The sequence below is a fragment of the Maribacter forsetii DSM 18668 genome (assembly GCF_000744105.1).
Lineage (GTDB): Bacteria > Bacteroidota > Bacteroidia > Flavobacteriales > Flavobacteriaceae > Maribacter > Maribacter forsetii.
Genome location: NZ_JQLH01000001.1, coordinates 1,330,134 through 1,344,362, shown reverse-complemented (window position 1 = coordinate 1,344,362; position 14,229 = coordinate 1,330,134). Strand labels below are relative to the sequence as shown.

The window sequence follows — 14,229 nt, the reverse complement described above, 5'->3', positions numbered from 1 at the left end:
ATGAATGAAGCAACACAAGAATCAATGAATGCAGCTATAGAAGCGATAAATGGTGACATGGGAGCCTTATGGATTACCATTGCCGCTATTTTAGTTTTCTTTATGCAAGCAGGGTTCACTTTGGTAGAAGTCGGTTTTACCAGAAGTAAGAACTCAGGAAACATAGTAATGAAAAACTTAATGGACCTTGCCGTAGGTTCAATTATGTTCTGGGCCGTAGGATACGGTATCATGTACGGTAGTGATCTAGTATTAGGAGGCTTTTTTAGATCAAGTCCTGCTGAACAAGGATATTTCTTCTTTAGCGCAACAGATTGGTATAATTTATTTTTCCAAACTGTATTCTGTGCAACAGCGGCTACAATTGTATCTGGAGCAGTTGCAGAACGTACTAAATTTTCAACTTATTTAATTTTATCTGCAGTATTAACAACATTTATTTACCCAATATCTGGTAGCTGGTACTGGCCATTTGATGATGATGCGTGGTTAAACACTGCTGGTTTTATTGATTTTGCAGGTTCTTCTGTAGTACACGCCGTAGGTGGTGGTGCTGCTTTGGTAGCTGCCATTATGGTAGGTCCAAGAATTGGTAAATATGTTGACGGAGAAGTAAAAGTTATTCCGGGTCACAATATGATGTACGGCGCGTTAGGTGTTCTTATCCTTTGGTTAGGATGGTTCGGTTTTAACGGTGGTTCTCAGTTAGCTTGGGGTGGTGATGATACTATTGCGGCAGGTAGCGTAATTATCAACACAAACTTAGCGGCTGCAATTGGAGCTATCTCCGCTCTTTTCCTTACTTGGATAAAATACGGAAAGCCAGATCTTTCTATGACATTGAATGGTGCTTTAGCAGGTTTAGTTGGTATCACAGCTGGTTGTGGTGCTGTTAATGCCTGGGGTGCGGTTGCAATAGGTCTAGTATGTGGACTAGCAGTAGTTCTTTCTATTGAAATATTGGACAAAAAGTTTAAAATTGACGATCCAGTAGGTGCTATTTCTGTACATGGTACATGTGGTTTCATCGGTACTGTATTAGTAGGTGTATTCGCTTTAGACGGTGGTCTTTTATACGGAGGTGGCGCTAGTCTTCTTTGGGTTCAGACTTACGGTTCTTTAGCTTACATTTTATGGGCTGCTTTTGGAACCTTTGTTGTTCTATTTATATTAAAGAAAACAATAGGTTTAAGAGTTTCTAAACAAGACGAGATCGAAGGATTGGATATTACAGAGCATGGTCTTGAAGCATACCCTGAGCATATTTCAAGCGACAAATAAAAAAAATACGGAGCGTTTTGCAGAACGCTCCGTTACATAACCTCTCAATAAATTACTCAAATTAATTCATCCCAAAAGGGATAAAAATCAAAATTTATGAAAACGATTATTAATACAAAGTACGTAAAAAATATTTTCGCAACAGGTCTTATCCTTTTTGCAGCCGCTGGTTTGGTAGCTCAGGAAGATGAAGAAGAGAAAAAAATAAGCATTAGCGGTTCGGTAGATGCTTACTATCAAACAAACTTGAGTGCATCTGATGCCACAGCACAATCATTTGGCAGTTCATTTGCAAATGAGCTTGGTTTTGCTTTAGGTATGGCAAATATTATTGCCACTTATGAAGGTGAGAAAACCGGTGTAGTTGCAGATGTAGTTTTTGGACCAAGAGGCGATGAAGCTGTTGGCGGATATAACCTAAACCAACTTTATGCTTACTGGAATGTATCTGAAGGTACTACATTAACAATGGGTAGATTTAATACTTATTTAGGATATGAAGTAATTTCGCCTGTAGGTAACTTTAACTATAGTACTTCACGCTTATTTTCTAACGGACCATTTTCACATGTAGGTTTAAAGGCTGATTTTGCTCTTTCAGATGATTTTAGCTTAATGTTAGCTATTATGAACGTGACCGATACGAACAATAACTTAACTGGAGCTTACTCTGCGGGTGCTCAATTAGGATATTCAGGTCAGTACCTTAACTTCTACTACGATGGTGGTGAAGCATTAGGTTTCGAAATAGATTATACAGGTGGTTTTGATCTTTCTGAAGATTTCTTCTTAGGAATTAATGCAGCTTATGCTGATAATGACGGTGCAGGTTTCTCAGGTGTAGCACTTTACCCTCAATATGCTACTTCAGATGATTTCTCAATAGGTTTAAGAGGTGAATACTTTGCTGTTGATTTAGATACTCCTGGTATAGACAACCCAAGTGTATTGGGGTTAACTTTAACTGGAAGTTATTCAGTAGAAAACTTAATAATTAAGCCTGAGATCAGATTAGATTCTTGGGGTAATGATGTTGAGCCTTACTTTGACGCAGACGGAGCAGATTCTAAAAGCTTATCTTCCTTCTTAGTAGCAGCTATCTACTCTTTCTAAGTTGTTGATAAAATTAATGGTTGATTTTATAGTTTAAGTTTTAAAACCTCGGCAATACCTGCCGAGGTTTTTATTTTTTTACAACTTAGTGGTCAAATGCCTTTACCCCTACTTTAATTTCAGTATCTAAATTATTTACGGCAGGCACAAGAGGACAACTAAACTTTTTATTATAAGCACAATACGGATTGTATGCTTTATTAAAATCAAGAATAATTGTATTACCATCAGGAATTCTTAAATCCAAATATCTACCACCACCATAAGTTTCCTCACCATTCGTATTATCTGTAAAAGGCAAAAACAGATAATCCTCATATTCTTCTTGAGTAATTAAATCTGGAGATTGGTAAATTTCCAATTCATGGGCTTTTCCATTAATAGAGAACTTAGCGATAGCATATACAACCTCCGTAGACTCCCTATCTGTAGTAGTAGGCATTGAAAATGGCAACGCTTCAGGAGTTCTTATAAATTCTGCCTCAATGACATAACTGGTATCTGGCTCAAAGAAATCCAAGCTTTCAAAATCAATACGAAAGCGATCCGCTAATGGAGAAGTTTCAGGGTCTTTAAATTCAGCATTTAATTCTTTCTGAAAAATTAAAATATCCGCCAATTTATTTGATGTTGCAGTAGCAACTACTTCATCCTTTACATCGTGATATTTCTTTTCTTGTCCGCATGAAACAAACATTCCTAAAACTAAAACTGCAATACATAATCTCATATCTCTTCCTTTACACTTCAAAAATACAATATATTCGTTGTACCTTTTTTTACATATAATCGTACTTTAGAACCTTATACTTTTTCAATATGAAATTTAAACATGTTTTGCCGTTTTTACTTTTATCTCTATTTAGCTGTCAAGAAAATAAGATAGCACATGAAAAAGAGGTTGAAATAGAAAAGACAAGAGTAATACCAGAGCTAAATCCTGAAAACTACAATGTTGCTTTTTTAATTATGGACGGTACTTTTAACACTGAATTTACTGCACCATTCGATATTTTTCAACACACAAAATATAGAGAGAACATAAAGGCAATGAACACTTTTATAGTTGCCAATACTTTAGAACCGATTACCACTTTTGAGGGGGTTCGCATACTGCCAGATTATGATTATACAAAAGACGAGCTCCCCAAAATAGATGTTTTAGTAGTTCCTAGTGCAGAACATTCAATGGACAGTGATTTGAAAGACACGGTAATGTTAGATTTTATTAAAAAAATTGATGAAACTGCGCTTTACATGACAAGCCATTGCGATGGAGCCTTCCCTCTAGCAAAAACAGGAATTTTAGATTCAGTTGCTTCCACCACCTTCCCTAGTGATGTGGAAAATTACAGAAAGATGTTTCCTGATTTGAATATAAAAGACAATGTTCTATTCGTTCACGATGGAAAATACATTACGTCTGCAGGCGGAGCAAAAAGTTTTGAAGCAGCCTTATATCTTTGCGAAGTACTTTATGGAAAAGAAATCACAAAATCTCTTGCAAAGGGTTTGGTCATAGATTGGGATTTAGAAAAGGTGCCACACCTTACTGTTCAATAACATCATATCTAGCATCTTTTAGATATTTTTCAATCATCTCATTAAACTCAGGCATAATTTTAAATAGTGATGCATGCTCTATTGAATATAGCTTCTCCTTATCGGAGTACCCTGTTTTCAAAAGCTCTTCTAAATAAAAAAGCGCCGTACCATAATCTTCCATCTTAGAACTAGCGGATATGACATTTAAATATCCCTCATGTTCCGTTGGTGCCGTTATAGTTTTTATCATATTCAATAAATTTAAAGCCTCCCAATCAACCTTTTCATCTGCAGCTATAAAATCAATATTATCAGAAACCAAAGCATTGATATACCCCCTTAATCTGGAAGACATTTGGCGCTCAAACAGATTACTACTTTTATCCAATTTAAGCAGTTCATCCATCTGATAATTCCACCAACCTAAATTAGCATAATTATAAGAAATAATATCTTCTTCTAAATAATAACTATAATCCTCTTTGGTAAACGATTCTTTTAAAAAGTAACTATTCTGACTTCTATTGGCTTGTCTGTAAGAAGTACTTCTTCTCAATACTTTTTGCGAAGCTTTTAAGGAATCCAATTCCATTAAAGGATAGAAAACTTTCTCCATATCTAACATTTGATAGGTTGCCAATAGTGGTTTCTGCTTAGAAACATTCGTATTAACATCTACCAAAAACTCATTATATGATGCATTGATCAAACTGTCGTTACGCTGTAAATACCCCTTTGCCATACTGGTCAATGTCAACATTCTAAACGCTTTTGCAATTGTTTCTTTCTCCGGCAAATTTCTATCCCCATCAAATACTAACAATTCATTAGGAAATTTTAATTTATTTAGTATCTGCCTAGTGTCATACATATCCTTAAAATTATAATCTGACCTATTTACCAAACCAATAAACTGAAAGGGCTGCTTTATATTCAATATCTCAACATTCCCTACAGAGGCACCAATTGAAATAACACCTTTAATCTCTCTTACAAACGTTGGTAAAATTGATGCGAACATAGCACCACTGGCAAAACCAGCTGTATATGTACGGTTTTTTGCTGTAGGTATGGTGTTAAAAACAGAGTTAAACATTCTGTTTGCAACCAGTACGTTCTCCGCTATGGAAAGGGAGTCACTAAGATTATTTGAAGTAGCCAACACATACCCTTCTTGTTCGGCGGCATTGATTAACATTGAAACAGCCGCTTTCCCCTTACCATCCAAATCTGTAACAAATGCAACAGGCCATGGTCTACTAACATCAAAATTAGTAGGTAAATAAAGTGAATACGTTTCATTCAAAGAATCGTTTACTATTAGATTTTCCGTAATAGCACCTCTTAAAAGCCTAAGCCCTTGAGAATAGGATGCCGAAGAAATTAAAACAAATGCCAGGAGTAGTATTTTTTTCATCATTTATTTTGCATCAAAAATCTAGCCAAAATAATTTTTAACCTAGAGTCTTTTAAAAATCATTTTACAAACAATACTTAAAGCTAGTTAAAACAATTATAAATTTCTATTTAATCTTATGCATAGGTGCATTTGAAATTACTTGCGACAAAACAATATGTGTTCTGGTTTCGCCATATTGAATTAGTTGATCAATAAACTTCTCTAAATGAAACTGATCTTTCAATACTACCTCCATAACAATATTTTCATTTCCGGTAATTCTATAACAATTTATGACCTCTTGTAATGTAGGAACTACTGCTAAAAAGGGCTTCAACTTTCCCATAAAAGCTCTCAAAGTAATAATTGCTTTTAATTGGTGCCCTGTTAATGCATGAGACACGGTAGCCTTGTAACCATGAATAATACCAAGATCCTCCATTTTCTTAACACGTTCAGCTACTGCGGGGGCTGTTAGCCCAACAGTACGTCCAATATTTGCAAAGGATTCCCTCGCATTATCTTGCAATTGTTTCAGTATTTTCCAATTAAGCTCGTCTATCTTTGGATTCAAAAGTTTTTCTGTTTAATTATTTATTATCAAAGGTAAAAATACAAATTACGTTTCTATTCAATAGAAAATTTACAAATAACTAACGTAATTTTATAAGACGCTAATTACACCCCACATAATGGCATATCGAAGTTTAAAACATTTACCTATTTACAGAAAAGCATTGGAACTCTGCACAATGAGTAGAGAGATTGCCTCATATGTATCTTTCAACAAAGACTTAATGCGCCTTTGCGAGTCCACTAGTCTTAGAGATATTATGGCAAATTCTATCTTAACGGATTCCATATTAATTCCTCAAAAAATTGCTCAAGTAGAATATTCTAATTGTAGCAATGAGCGCTTAGAAACTATTTCTTACATCAACATTATCATAAGAAATATCAACTCATATTGCATGGGTCTTGAGAAACATGGTGTAAAAGAAACAGAGTATATTAACTTACTTAGAAAAGAGATAAAAAGCTTTAGAAAGTCATATAAGGCTTGGAAATCCGAGCACTCATAAATTACCCCAAATATCTAGCATTATAACGGTTAATGAATATCAATTCAAGATTTATGGACTATTTTTGAAATCAAAAATACCATACAATTGAAAACAACAATTCTAATTCACTGTCCAGATCAAGCAGGTATTATTTGTACCGTTACCGGGTTCATTAGTAAAAACAAAGGGAACATTGTTTACCTTGACCAGCATGTAGATAAACCCGCCAACGTATTTTTTATGCGTACCGTAGTGGAATTCGAAGACAACTTTACGGACTTAGACCATTTTAAATCTCTTTTTCAAAAAGAATTGGCCACTACATACAATATGCAATGGAGCTTACATACTGATGATAAATTACCTAAAATGGCCATTTTCGTATCTAAGTACAAACATTGTCTTTATGACATATTAAGTAGGTATCGCTCAGGAGAATTAGCAGTTGAAATACCTTTTATATTAAGTAACCACAATGACCTTAAAGAAATAGCTGATCAATTTAATATTCCTTTCTTCCATATACCCTTTACTAAGGAGAATAGAATTGAAGCGGAAAAAGAACAATTGGCACTATTAGAAAAATATAATATTGACTTCATTGTTTTAGCTAGATATATGCAAATAGTTAGCGGAACTCTAATAAATAAATTTCCTAATAAGATTATTAATATTCATCATTCATTCTTACCTGCGTTTGCCGGAGCAAAACCTTATCATGCAGCTTTTAAGAGAGGGGTGAAAATCATAGGTGCAACTAGCCATTATGTAACAGAGGAATTAGATGCAGGACCTATTATTGAGCAAGATGTAACAACAGTAACCCACTCTCACTCCATTAAAGATTTTATTGCAAAAGGTAGAGATTTGGAAAAAATAGTGCTTGCCAGGGGCGTAAAGCTACATATTGCACGTAAAACAATGGTGTACAACAATAAAACTGTAATATTCTCGTAAGTACAGTAGACCCTAAATAAATTTTAAAAAGATGATTAAAAAAATAAGCTTATCCATCTGCGTGCTATTTATAGTTTCATGTGCAGAATTACAACAAGTAGTAAATCAATTACCAACATCTACAGAAGGCGTTTTAAGTAACGAAACAATTGCGAACGGATTAAAAGAGGCTCTTGACCTAGGTATTGAAAAACAGGTAAGTAAATTAACCGCTACCGATGGTTTCTATAAAAATGAATTAGTAAAAATTCTTTTACCAGAAGATTTACAAAAGGTAGATAAGACTTTACGTGATATAGGTTTGGGTAGCTTAGCAGATGAAGGATTAAAAGTTTTAAATCGCGCAGCTGAAGATGCTGTTTCTGAAGCAACACCTATTTTCGTTAATGCCGTCAAAGAAATGTCTTTCGCAGACGCCAAGAACATATTATTAGGTAGTAATGATGCTGCAACTACTTATTTAGAAACCAAAACCAATACAGAGTTGTACTCAAAATTTAATCCTGTAATAAGTGAGTCATTTAAAAAAGTTGGTGCCGATAAAATATGGAGCTCAATCATTACAAAGTACAATTCCATACCACTTACAAATAATGTTAATCCTGATTTAACAGACTATGTTACTGAAGAAGCATTATCAGGAGTTTATAAAATGATAGCTGTAGAAGAAAAGGAAATTAGAACAAAATATTCATCTAGAACAACAGATGTACTTAAAAAAGTATTTGCTCTACAAGATAAAAAGTAGAATTTTAAGAACTCTTACAATAACTTAAAAAGTTATGCGTTAAAAACTAGAGGACAGTATTAAAGCATTCATTTTCAATTTTTTGAGTTAGTTAGTTAGTTAAAAACCGGTGGGAGCACCGGTTTTTTTGTTTTAATATCAAATCAAAAGCAATTTGTAGTCACTTACTATAAATTAATTCATCATTAATTCTTACCTAACAAATAAGCCACCACTTTCTCATTAAAAAAGTTAGGCTGTTCAACATTTACTACGTGACCACAGTCTTCAACTACTATCAATTGCGAATGTTGATGGGATTTTGCTATCTTACGTATGCTTGGCAGAAATAAATAATCTTCCTCTCCCATAACATAAAGTGTAGGTATTTTAATATCTGCAGATCTAAAAAACTGCAGTAATGGATTAATCTCTGATGTAAGCTTAAACCATCTAATAAATTCTTTTTGATATAACTTCTTTGCTTCACGAACAAAGAGCAACCTAGACTCCCTATGGTTCTTATTTGGCATTATAATAAACGCAAAGAATTTATAGAGCCATAAATAGGGTATTACGCTTTTAAAGATAATGCCAAGCTTTATCAATATTTGAGAACGCAGGTTCAATTTCATGATAGCACCACCCATCACCATACTTTCTACCCGTTCAGGATGGTTTTCCGCTAAGTTTCTAATGAGTATTGTTCCTAAGGAAATACCAACAAAATGCGATTTCTCAATCTTTTCATGATCAATCACCTCAACAATATCATTTGTAATGACATCAAACGTGTATTTCTCATCAAAAACATTCTTAAGACTAGGTTTTGAATTACCATGACCTCTCAAATCTAAAAGTAGTACATTAAAATGTTTTTTAAACTCTCGTATCTGTTTATACCAAATAGAAGAACTACCACCTGCACCATGTACAAATGTAACCCACGTAGTAGCTGTTTTATGTTGATACGTTATATAATGTAGCAAATGAAATTTTTATTTAAGACACGGTTAATTTACAATGTATTAATTCTTTTTGATATAACATTTAGGATAATGAAATTTCGCTCAAAATCAACATCCTTTTAAGTTTTCATCTACATATATGTTAAAAAAAAGACATATTACCTATTAATTAGATGTACAGCCCAACATACCCACGTCCAAAACTTGATTCTGAACGTATATTTGTAAGAACATAAATATAGTATAATGAACAAGCAGTATTGCAAGGTAGGATCAGTAACACCAATGGAAGCAAATAATGATATTATTAGCTTATTAGAGTATCAATATCAGACGTTTATCGAAAAAGCTTCACACATTCAGTCAAATACTCAACTGGGAGAATTCTTCGAATTAAAAGCACAAAGAATTAAAAAAACTTTAGAAGATTTAGTTTAATTTTTCTAGTTGCGTTTTCATTGCCTGCTGTAACTCTTTTGCCTTGGCTTTAGCAGCATCTGCAAAGTTCTCTTGATCAGATGCATAAATTATTCCACGGGAAGAATTTATAAGTAGCCCCACATTTTTAGACATTCCGTACTTACAAACTTCTTCAAGACTTCCACCTTGTGCCCCTACTCCAGGTACTAGTAAGAAGCTATTTGGTACAATTTCACGTATTTCGGTAAGATATTCAGCTTTAGTAGCACCAACCACATACATCAGGTTCTCAGCTCCCTCATATGTTGTAGATACCGATAATACTTCTTTATACAGTTCTTTACCCTCTATCTTTTTAGTTTGCAAATCAAAAGCACCTTGATTAGAAGTTAACGCAAGTAAAATAGTGTGCTTATCCTTAAACGCTAAAAAAGGTTCAACGGAGTCTCTCCCCATATAGGGAGCTATAGTAATAGAATCAAAATTTAAATCTTCAAAAAATGCCTTGGCATATCTGGTAGAAGTGTTCCCTATATCTCCTCTTTTTGCATCTGCAATGGTAAATATATCAGGATAGTTTTCGTTTAAGTATTTGATAGTCTTACGTAATGCCGACCAGCCTTGAACTCCGTATGCTTCATAAAAAGCAATATTAGGCTTATAAGCTACGCACAAATCATGGGTTGCATCAATTATGGCTTTGTTGAACGCAAAAATAGGATCGTCATCTTCCAACAAGTATGAAGGAATCTTTTCTAGATCCGTATCTAAACCAATACATAAAAAAGATTGTTTTTTATGTATTTGGGCAACTAACTCTTGAGTGGTCATAACTTAAAATATCTCAGAGGCTTCCCTCAATTTCTCTGTATTCTCTACAAAACTTAATTCGTCTATTATTCTTTGAATATCTCCATCTATAATATTAGACAAATCATATAACGTAAGACCAATACGGTGATCGGTAACCCTACCCTGAGGGTAGTTATACGTTCTAATCTTTGCAGAACGGTCACCACTACTAACTTGAGAGTTTCGTTTAGCGGCATCTTCTTCTTGTTTCTTAGCCAATTCTAAATCATACAATCTAGAACGAAGTACCCTAAATGCCTTATCCTTATTCTTATGCTGTGATTTTTGATCTTGACACTGCGCTATCAATCCGGTTGGTATGTGCGTTAAACGAACAGCAGAATATGTTGTGTTTACAGACTGACCTCCAGGTCCTGAAGAACAGAAGAAATCTATTCTCACATCTTTTGGATCTATTTGCACATCAAAATCTTCCGCTTCTGGCAGAACCATCACTGTAGCTGCACTAGTATGTACTCTACCTTGGGTTTCTGTTTGTGGAACACGCTGCACACGGTGAACACCCGCTTCAAACTTTAACGTTCCATAAACGTTAGCTCCAGAAACTTCAAATTGTATTTCTTTATAACCACCACTAGTACCTTCACTAAGGTCGATCACGTTAGTTTTCCACCCTTTACCTTCACAATACTTCGTATACATTCTAAAGAGATCGCCCGCAAATATACTTGCTTCATCACCACCCGTTCCTGCTCTAATTTCAACAACTACATCTTTTGCATCTTCAGGATCTTTAGGGATCAACATCAGTTTTATATCCTCTTCTAGCTTTGGCAAACCAGCTTTAGCTTCATCCATTTGCATTTTTGCCATTTCCAGCATTTCCGCATCACTTCCGTCAGCAATAATCTCCTCCGCTTCGGCAATATTATTCGTAAGCTCAAGATATTCTTCTCGCTTATCCATTAAATCTTTAAGATCCTTGTATTCTTTTGTGAGCTTTACATATTTACTCTGATCGGATATGATATCCGGCTGAATTATAAGGTCTGAAACCTCATCAAAACGTTGTTTTACTATGTTTAACTTGTCTATCATATGCTTACTTCACTTGTATGGCAAATTTACAATAAAATAATAGACACCCTAAGGGGATTATTACGGTAAGAATTAAAAATTGAAATCTAATTAAGTAAGACCCCGTTACTTTTGTGCATTTTATTGGCACTATCAACTATGATTATCTCGGTATCACCCAATTGATTAATCAAAGCAAGCCCTGCATCAAGCCCCATGACAAATATAGAAGTAGCTAAGGCATCTGATGTTTCTGCACTTTTTGCAAAAACCGACACACTATTGATACCCGTAGCAGGATATCCTGTTCTAGGGTCTATAATGTGAGTGTATTTATTATTGCCAGACATTATAAAATTACCATCACCACCAGTGGTTGCAACAGAAGACTCTAAAATAGGAATCCACGATGATATACTCCCCTTTTGATCAGGGTTTACAACACCAATAAGCCATTTATCACCTGTAGCTTTTGTACCCCAGGTAGTAATATCACCATCTATATTTATGATACCCGCTTTAACATCGTTAGAAACCAACAACGCCTTTGCCTTATCAGCAGCAAAACCTTTACCGATGCCACCAAAGGAAATTCGCATACCTCTTTTGTTCAAGAATACAGTTTGATTTTTACTATTTAATACGATGTTTTTATAACCGACCTTATTCTTTACCTCTCTAACTTCTGTTGAGGAAGGCATGGTCTCCATGGTACCATCAAGTTTCCAAATATGATTTAAGGGAGCAAAAGTAATATCAAAAGCACCATTGGTTATTTCAGAAAGTAAAATGGATCGTTCTATTAGCTTGTATAACTCCCAACTAACAGGAACAGGTTTTATACCAGCGTTCTTATTGATTAAACTTGTTTCAGAGTCGGCATCCCAAGAAGAAATAAGCTTTTCTATTCTTTGCACCTCTGCCAATGCCTCTTGTATATAAATATACCCTAACTCTTCATCTTCAGAAATAACGGTAATATCAAATTCACCGCCCATTACTTCGTAAGACTTCTTGACCGTTACGTACCTTTTCTCTTGACCGTACATATAGCAGGTCATAAGACATAGTATTAAGGCAAAAATCTTTTTCACTTACTTCACTAATTGGGGGTAATTGTGTTCATAAAGAATAAGTAAGGTTGGTATAGTTTGATTGTTTTGTTCGCATTAATTATTCAAACACTCGCAATATAGAACCCTCTAAAGATGTATTGTAAATTTTTAATGCTTTTGATGTGCTGTTGGGAATCTCATTTAAAGGTGTACCGGTCTGTGAAAATTTAGACCCGTGTACATCACAATAAAAAATACCTCCATCTTGATTTACGAAACGTACTTGATCATATTGTTCATGACTACAAATTTGTGTAGCAGCAACAAATTCGCCCTCTAAATTTTTAACGACGACAACAAGGTTTTTAAGAATGAATCCGCCATTTTCCGCGAGATTAGAAGCTTCATCAGAAGTAAGGTCTATTGTAAAATCGATATCTGTAGGCTGAGCAACAATATCTCCTTCTACCTCGCTATCTTTTGAGCAACTTCCAAGACAAGGAAATGTTATTGCAAAGGCAGCACCGGCACCTAGTGTTCGTAAAAATTTTTTTCTTTCCATAGCAAGATAGGTTTATACAAAAAAGAACGATTTTTTTACGCTATTCGTATGTGCTAATACACAAAGGTGCCGTAGTTACTCGAAATTGTAAGTTTTTTTGAATTGGAAGCCTCTACTCTACCTATAATCTGAGCATTTACACCAAAACTTTTAGAAATTTCAATAATATCATTTGCTACATCTTCAGAAAGATAAAACTCTAATCGATGTCCACAATTAAAGACCTTATACATCTCTTTCCAATCGGTACCCGACTGCTCTTGAATCAGTTGAAAGAGCGGCGGAACATCAAATAAATTATCTTTTACCACATGCAATTCATCAATAAAATGAAGAATTTTCGTTTGCGCTCCTCCACTACAATGAATCATTCCGTGGATTTCTTTTGAACTATATTTAGAAAGTATTTTTTTAACTATTGGTGCATATGTACGTGTTGGTGACAATACCAATTTACCTGCATCTATAGGAGAATTCTCAACGGTATCCGTCAATTTTACATTACCGGAATAAACAAGATCCTTAGGCACTTCTGCATCAAAACTCTCAGGAAATTTTTCTGCCAAATAATTTGAAAAAACATCATGTCTAGCAGAAGTGAGTCCATTACTCCCCATTCCGCCATTATATTCTTTCTCATAATTCGCCTGACCAAATGACTCTAGACCAACGATGACATCACCAGCCTTAATATTGGCATTGTCGATAACATCACTTCTTTTTAGCCTAGCCGTTACCGTAGAATCCACAATAATAGTCCTAACCAAATCTCCCACATCCGCTGTTTCACCACCAGTGGAATGAATGGTAATACCAAACTCACCCAAGTCATTTATCAATTCTTCGGTGCCGTTGATAATAGCCGAGAGTACTTCACCCGGAATCTTATTTTTATTTCTACCAATAGTGGAAGAAAGCATAATATTATCCGTTGCCCCAACACAAATTAAATCATCTATATTCATGATCAATGCATCTTGCGCAATACCTTTCCAAACAGAAATATCTCCCGTTTCTTTCCAGTACATATAAGCTAAAGAAGATTTTGTACCTGCACCATCTGCATGCATTACCAAACAATACTCCTCATCTCCCGTCAAGTAATCAGGAACTATTTTACAAAACGCCTTTGGAAAAAGACCTTTGTCTATATTTTTAATAGCATTGTGTACATCTTCCTTTGATGCAGACACACCGCGTTGCTGATATCTTTCACTGCTTGATGTGGACATAATTTAAATTTGTGGC

16 protein-coding genes are annotated in these 14,229 nt (G+C 34.8%); 7 read left to right on the top strand and 9 right to left on the bottom strand.

Annotated features, from left to right (window positions below):
- Both P177_RS05655 and P177_RS05650 read left to right on the top strand, forming a co-directional pair.
- Positions 1-1,281, top strand: a complete 1,281-nt coding sequence (locus P177_RS05655; RefSeq protein WP_036152777.1) for an ammonium transporter — start codon at positions 1-3, stop codon at positions 1,279-1,281.
- Between the two features lie 96 nt (positions 1,282-1,377).
- Complete coding sequence (locus P177_RS05650) at positions 1,378-2,394, top strand: outer membrane beta-barrel protein (protein ID WP_036152775.1); 1,017 nt, start codon at positions 1,378-1,380, stop codon at positions 2,392-2,394.
- A gap of 85 nt (positions 2,395-2,479) precedes the next feature.
- Here P177_RS05650 and P177_RS05645 read toward each other — a convergent pair whose 3' ends face one another.
- Positions 2,480-3,124, bottom strand: coding sequence for a DUF1684 domain-containing protein (locus P177_RS05645; RefSeq protein ID WP_036152772.1), 645 nt, complete (start codon positions 3,122-3,124; stop codon positions 2,480-2,482).
- Between the two features lie 89 nt (positions 3,125-3,213).
- On the opposite strand from P177_RS05645, the gene P177_RS05640 reads away from it, so the two are divergent.
- Positions 3,214-3,957: a DJ-1/PfpI family protein gene (locus P177_RS05640; RefSeq protein WP_036152769.1), complete on the top strand. Its 744-nt coding sequence runs from the start codon at positions 3,214-3,216 to the stop codon at positions 3,955-3,957.
- Here the strand turns inward: P177_RS05640 and P177_RS05635 are convergent.
- The gene (locus P177_RS05635; protein WP_157486472.1) at positions 3,944-5,359 is read right to left on the bottom strand and encodes an alpha/beta hydrolase; all 1,416 of its coding nucleotides are present in this window, start codon (positions 5,357-5,359) and stop codon (positions 3,944-3,946) included. The genes P177_RS05640 and P177_RS05635 overlap by 14 nt on opposite strands.
- Before the next feature lie 103 nt (positions 5,360-5,462).
- Entirely contained in the window at positions 5,463-5,912 is a 450-nt protein-coding gene (locus P177_RS05630) for an Lrp/AsnC family transcriptional regulator (RefSeq protein ID WP_036152765.1), read from the bottom strand.
- Positions 5,913-6,030: 118 nt separating this feature from the next.
- On the opposite strand from P177_RS05630, the gene P177_RS05625 reads away from it, so the two are divergent.
- The 3 genes from P177_RS05625 (at position 6,031) to P177_RS05615 (ending at position 8,107) form a co-directional block, all read left to right on the top strand.
- Positions 6,031-6,420 carry a hypothetical protein gene (locus tag P177_RS05625; RefSeq protein WP_036152762.1) on the top strand — a complete coding sequence of 130 codons (390 nt, stop codon included), beginning with the start codon at positions 6,031-6,033 and terminating at the stop codon, positions 6,418-6,420.
- Between the two features lie 87 nt (positions 6,421-6,507).
- Entirely contained in the window at positions 6,508-7,359 is an 852-nt protein-coding gene (purU, locus tag P177_RS05620) for a formyltetrahydrofolate deformylase (protein ID WP_036152760.1), read from the top strand.
- A 31-nt stretch (positions 7,360-7,390) separates the two neighbouring features.
- Positions 7,391-8,107 (top strand): DUF4197 domain-containing protein, encoded by a 717-nt coding sequence (locus P177_RS05615; protein WP_036152756.1) that lies wholly within the window; start codon positions 7,391-7,393, stop codon positions 8,105-8,107.
- Between the two features lie 185 nt (positions 8,108-8,292).
- Here P177_RS05615 and P177_RS05610 read toward each other — a convergent pair whose 3' ends face one another.
- A complete protein-coding gene (locus P177_RS05610) occupies positions 8,293-9,075 on the bottom strand; it encodes an alpha/beta fold hydrolase (RefSeq protein ID WP_036152750.1) in 783 nt (260 codons plus the stop codon).
- Positions 9,076-9,300: 225 nt separating this feature from the next.
- On the opposite strand from P177_RS05610, the gene P177_RS05605 reads away from it, so the two are divergent.
- Entirely contained in the window at positions 9,301-9,492 is a 192-nt protein-coding gene (locus tag P177_RS05605; RefSeq protein ID WP_036152749.1) for a hypothetical protein, read from the top strand.
- Here P177_RS05605 and pyrF read toward each other — a convergent pair.
- The 5 genes from pyrF to P177_RS05580 all read right to left on the bottom strand — a co-directional run bounded on the left by pyrF (position 9,484) and on the right by P177_RS05580 (position 14,213).
- Complete coding sequence (gene pyrF, locus P177_RS05600; protein ID WP_036152748.1) at positions 9,484-10,305, bottom strand: orotidine-5'-phosphate decarboxylase; 822 nt, start codon at positions 10,303-10,305, stop codon at positions 9,484-9,486. The genes P177_RS05605 and pyrF overlap by 9 nt on opposite strands.
- A gap of 3 nt (positions 10,306-10,308) precedes the next feature.
- Positions 10,309-11,385, bottom strand: a complete 1,077-nt coding sequence (prfA, locus tag P177_RS05595; RefSeq protein WP_036152745.1) for a peptide chain release factor 1 — start codon at positions 11,383-11,385, stop codon at positions 10,309-10,311.
- An 86-nt stretch (positions 11,386-11,471) separates the two neighbouring features.
- Positions 11,472-12,425 (bottom strand): FAD:protein FMN transferase, encoded by a 954-nt coding sequence (locus P177_RS05590; protein WP_157486469.1) that lies wholly within the window; start codon positions 12,423-12,425, stop codon positions 11,472-11,474.
- A gap of 112 nt (positions 12,426-12,537) precedes the next feature.
- A complete protein-coding gene (locus tag P177_RS05585) occupies positions 12,538-12,981 on the bottom strand; it encodes a QcrA and Rieske domain-containing protein (RefSeq protein ID WP_036152741.1) in 444 nt (147 codons plus the stop codon).
- Positions 12,982-13,034: 53 nt separating this feature from the next.
- The gene (locus P177_RS05580; RefSeq protein ID WP_036152739.1) at positions 13,035-14,213 is read right to left on the bottom strand and encodes an AIR synthase related protein; all 1,179 of its coding nucleotides are present in this window, start codon (positions 14,211-14,213) and stop codon (positions 13,035-13,037) included.
- Between the last annotated feature and the right edge of the window lie 16 nt (positions 14,214-14,229).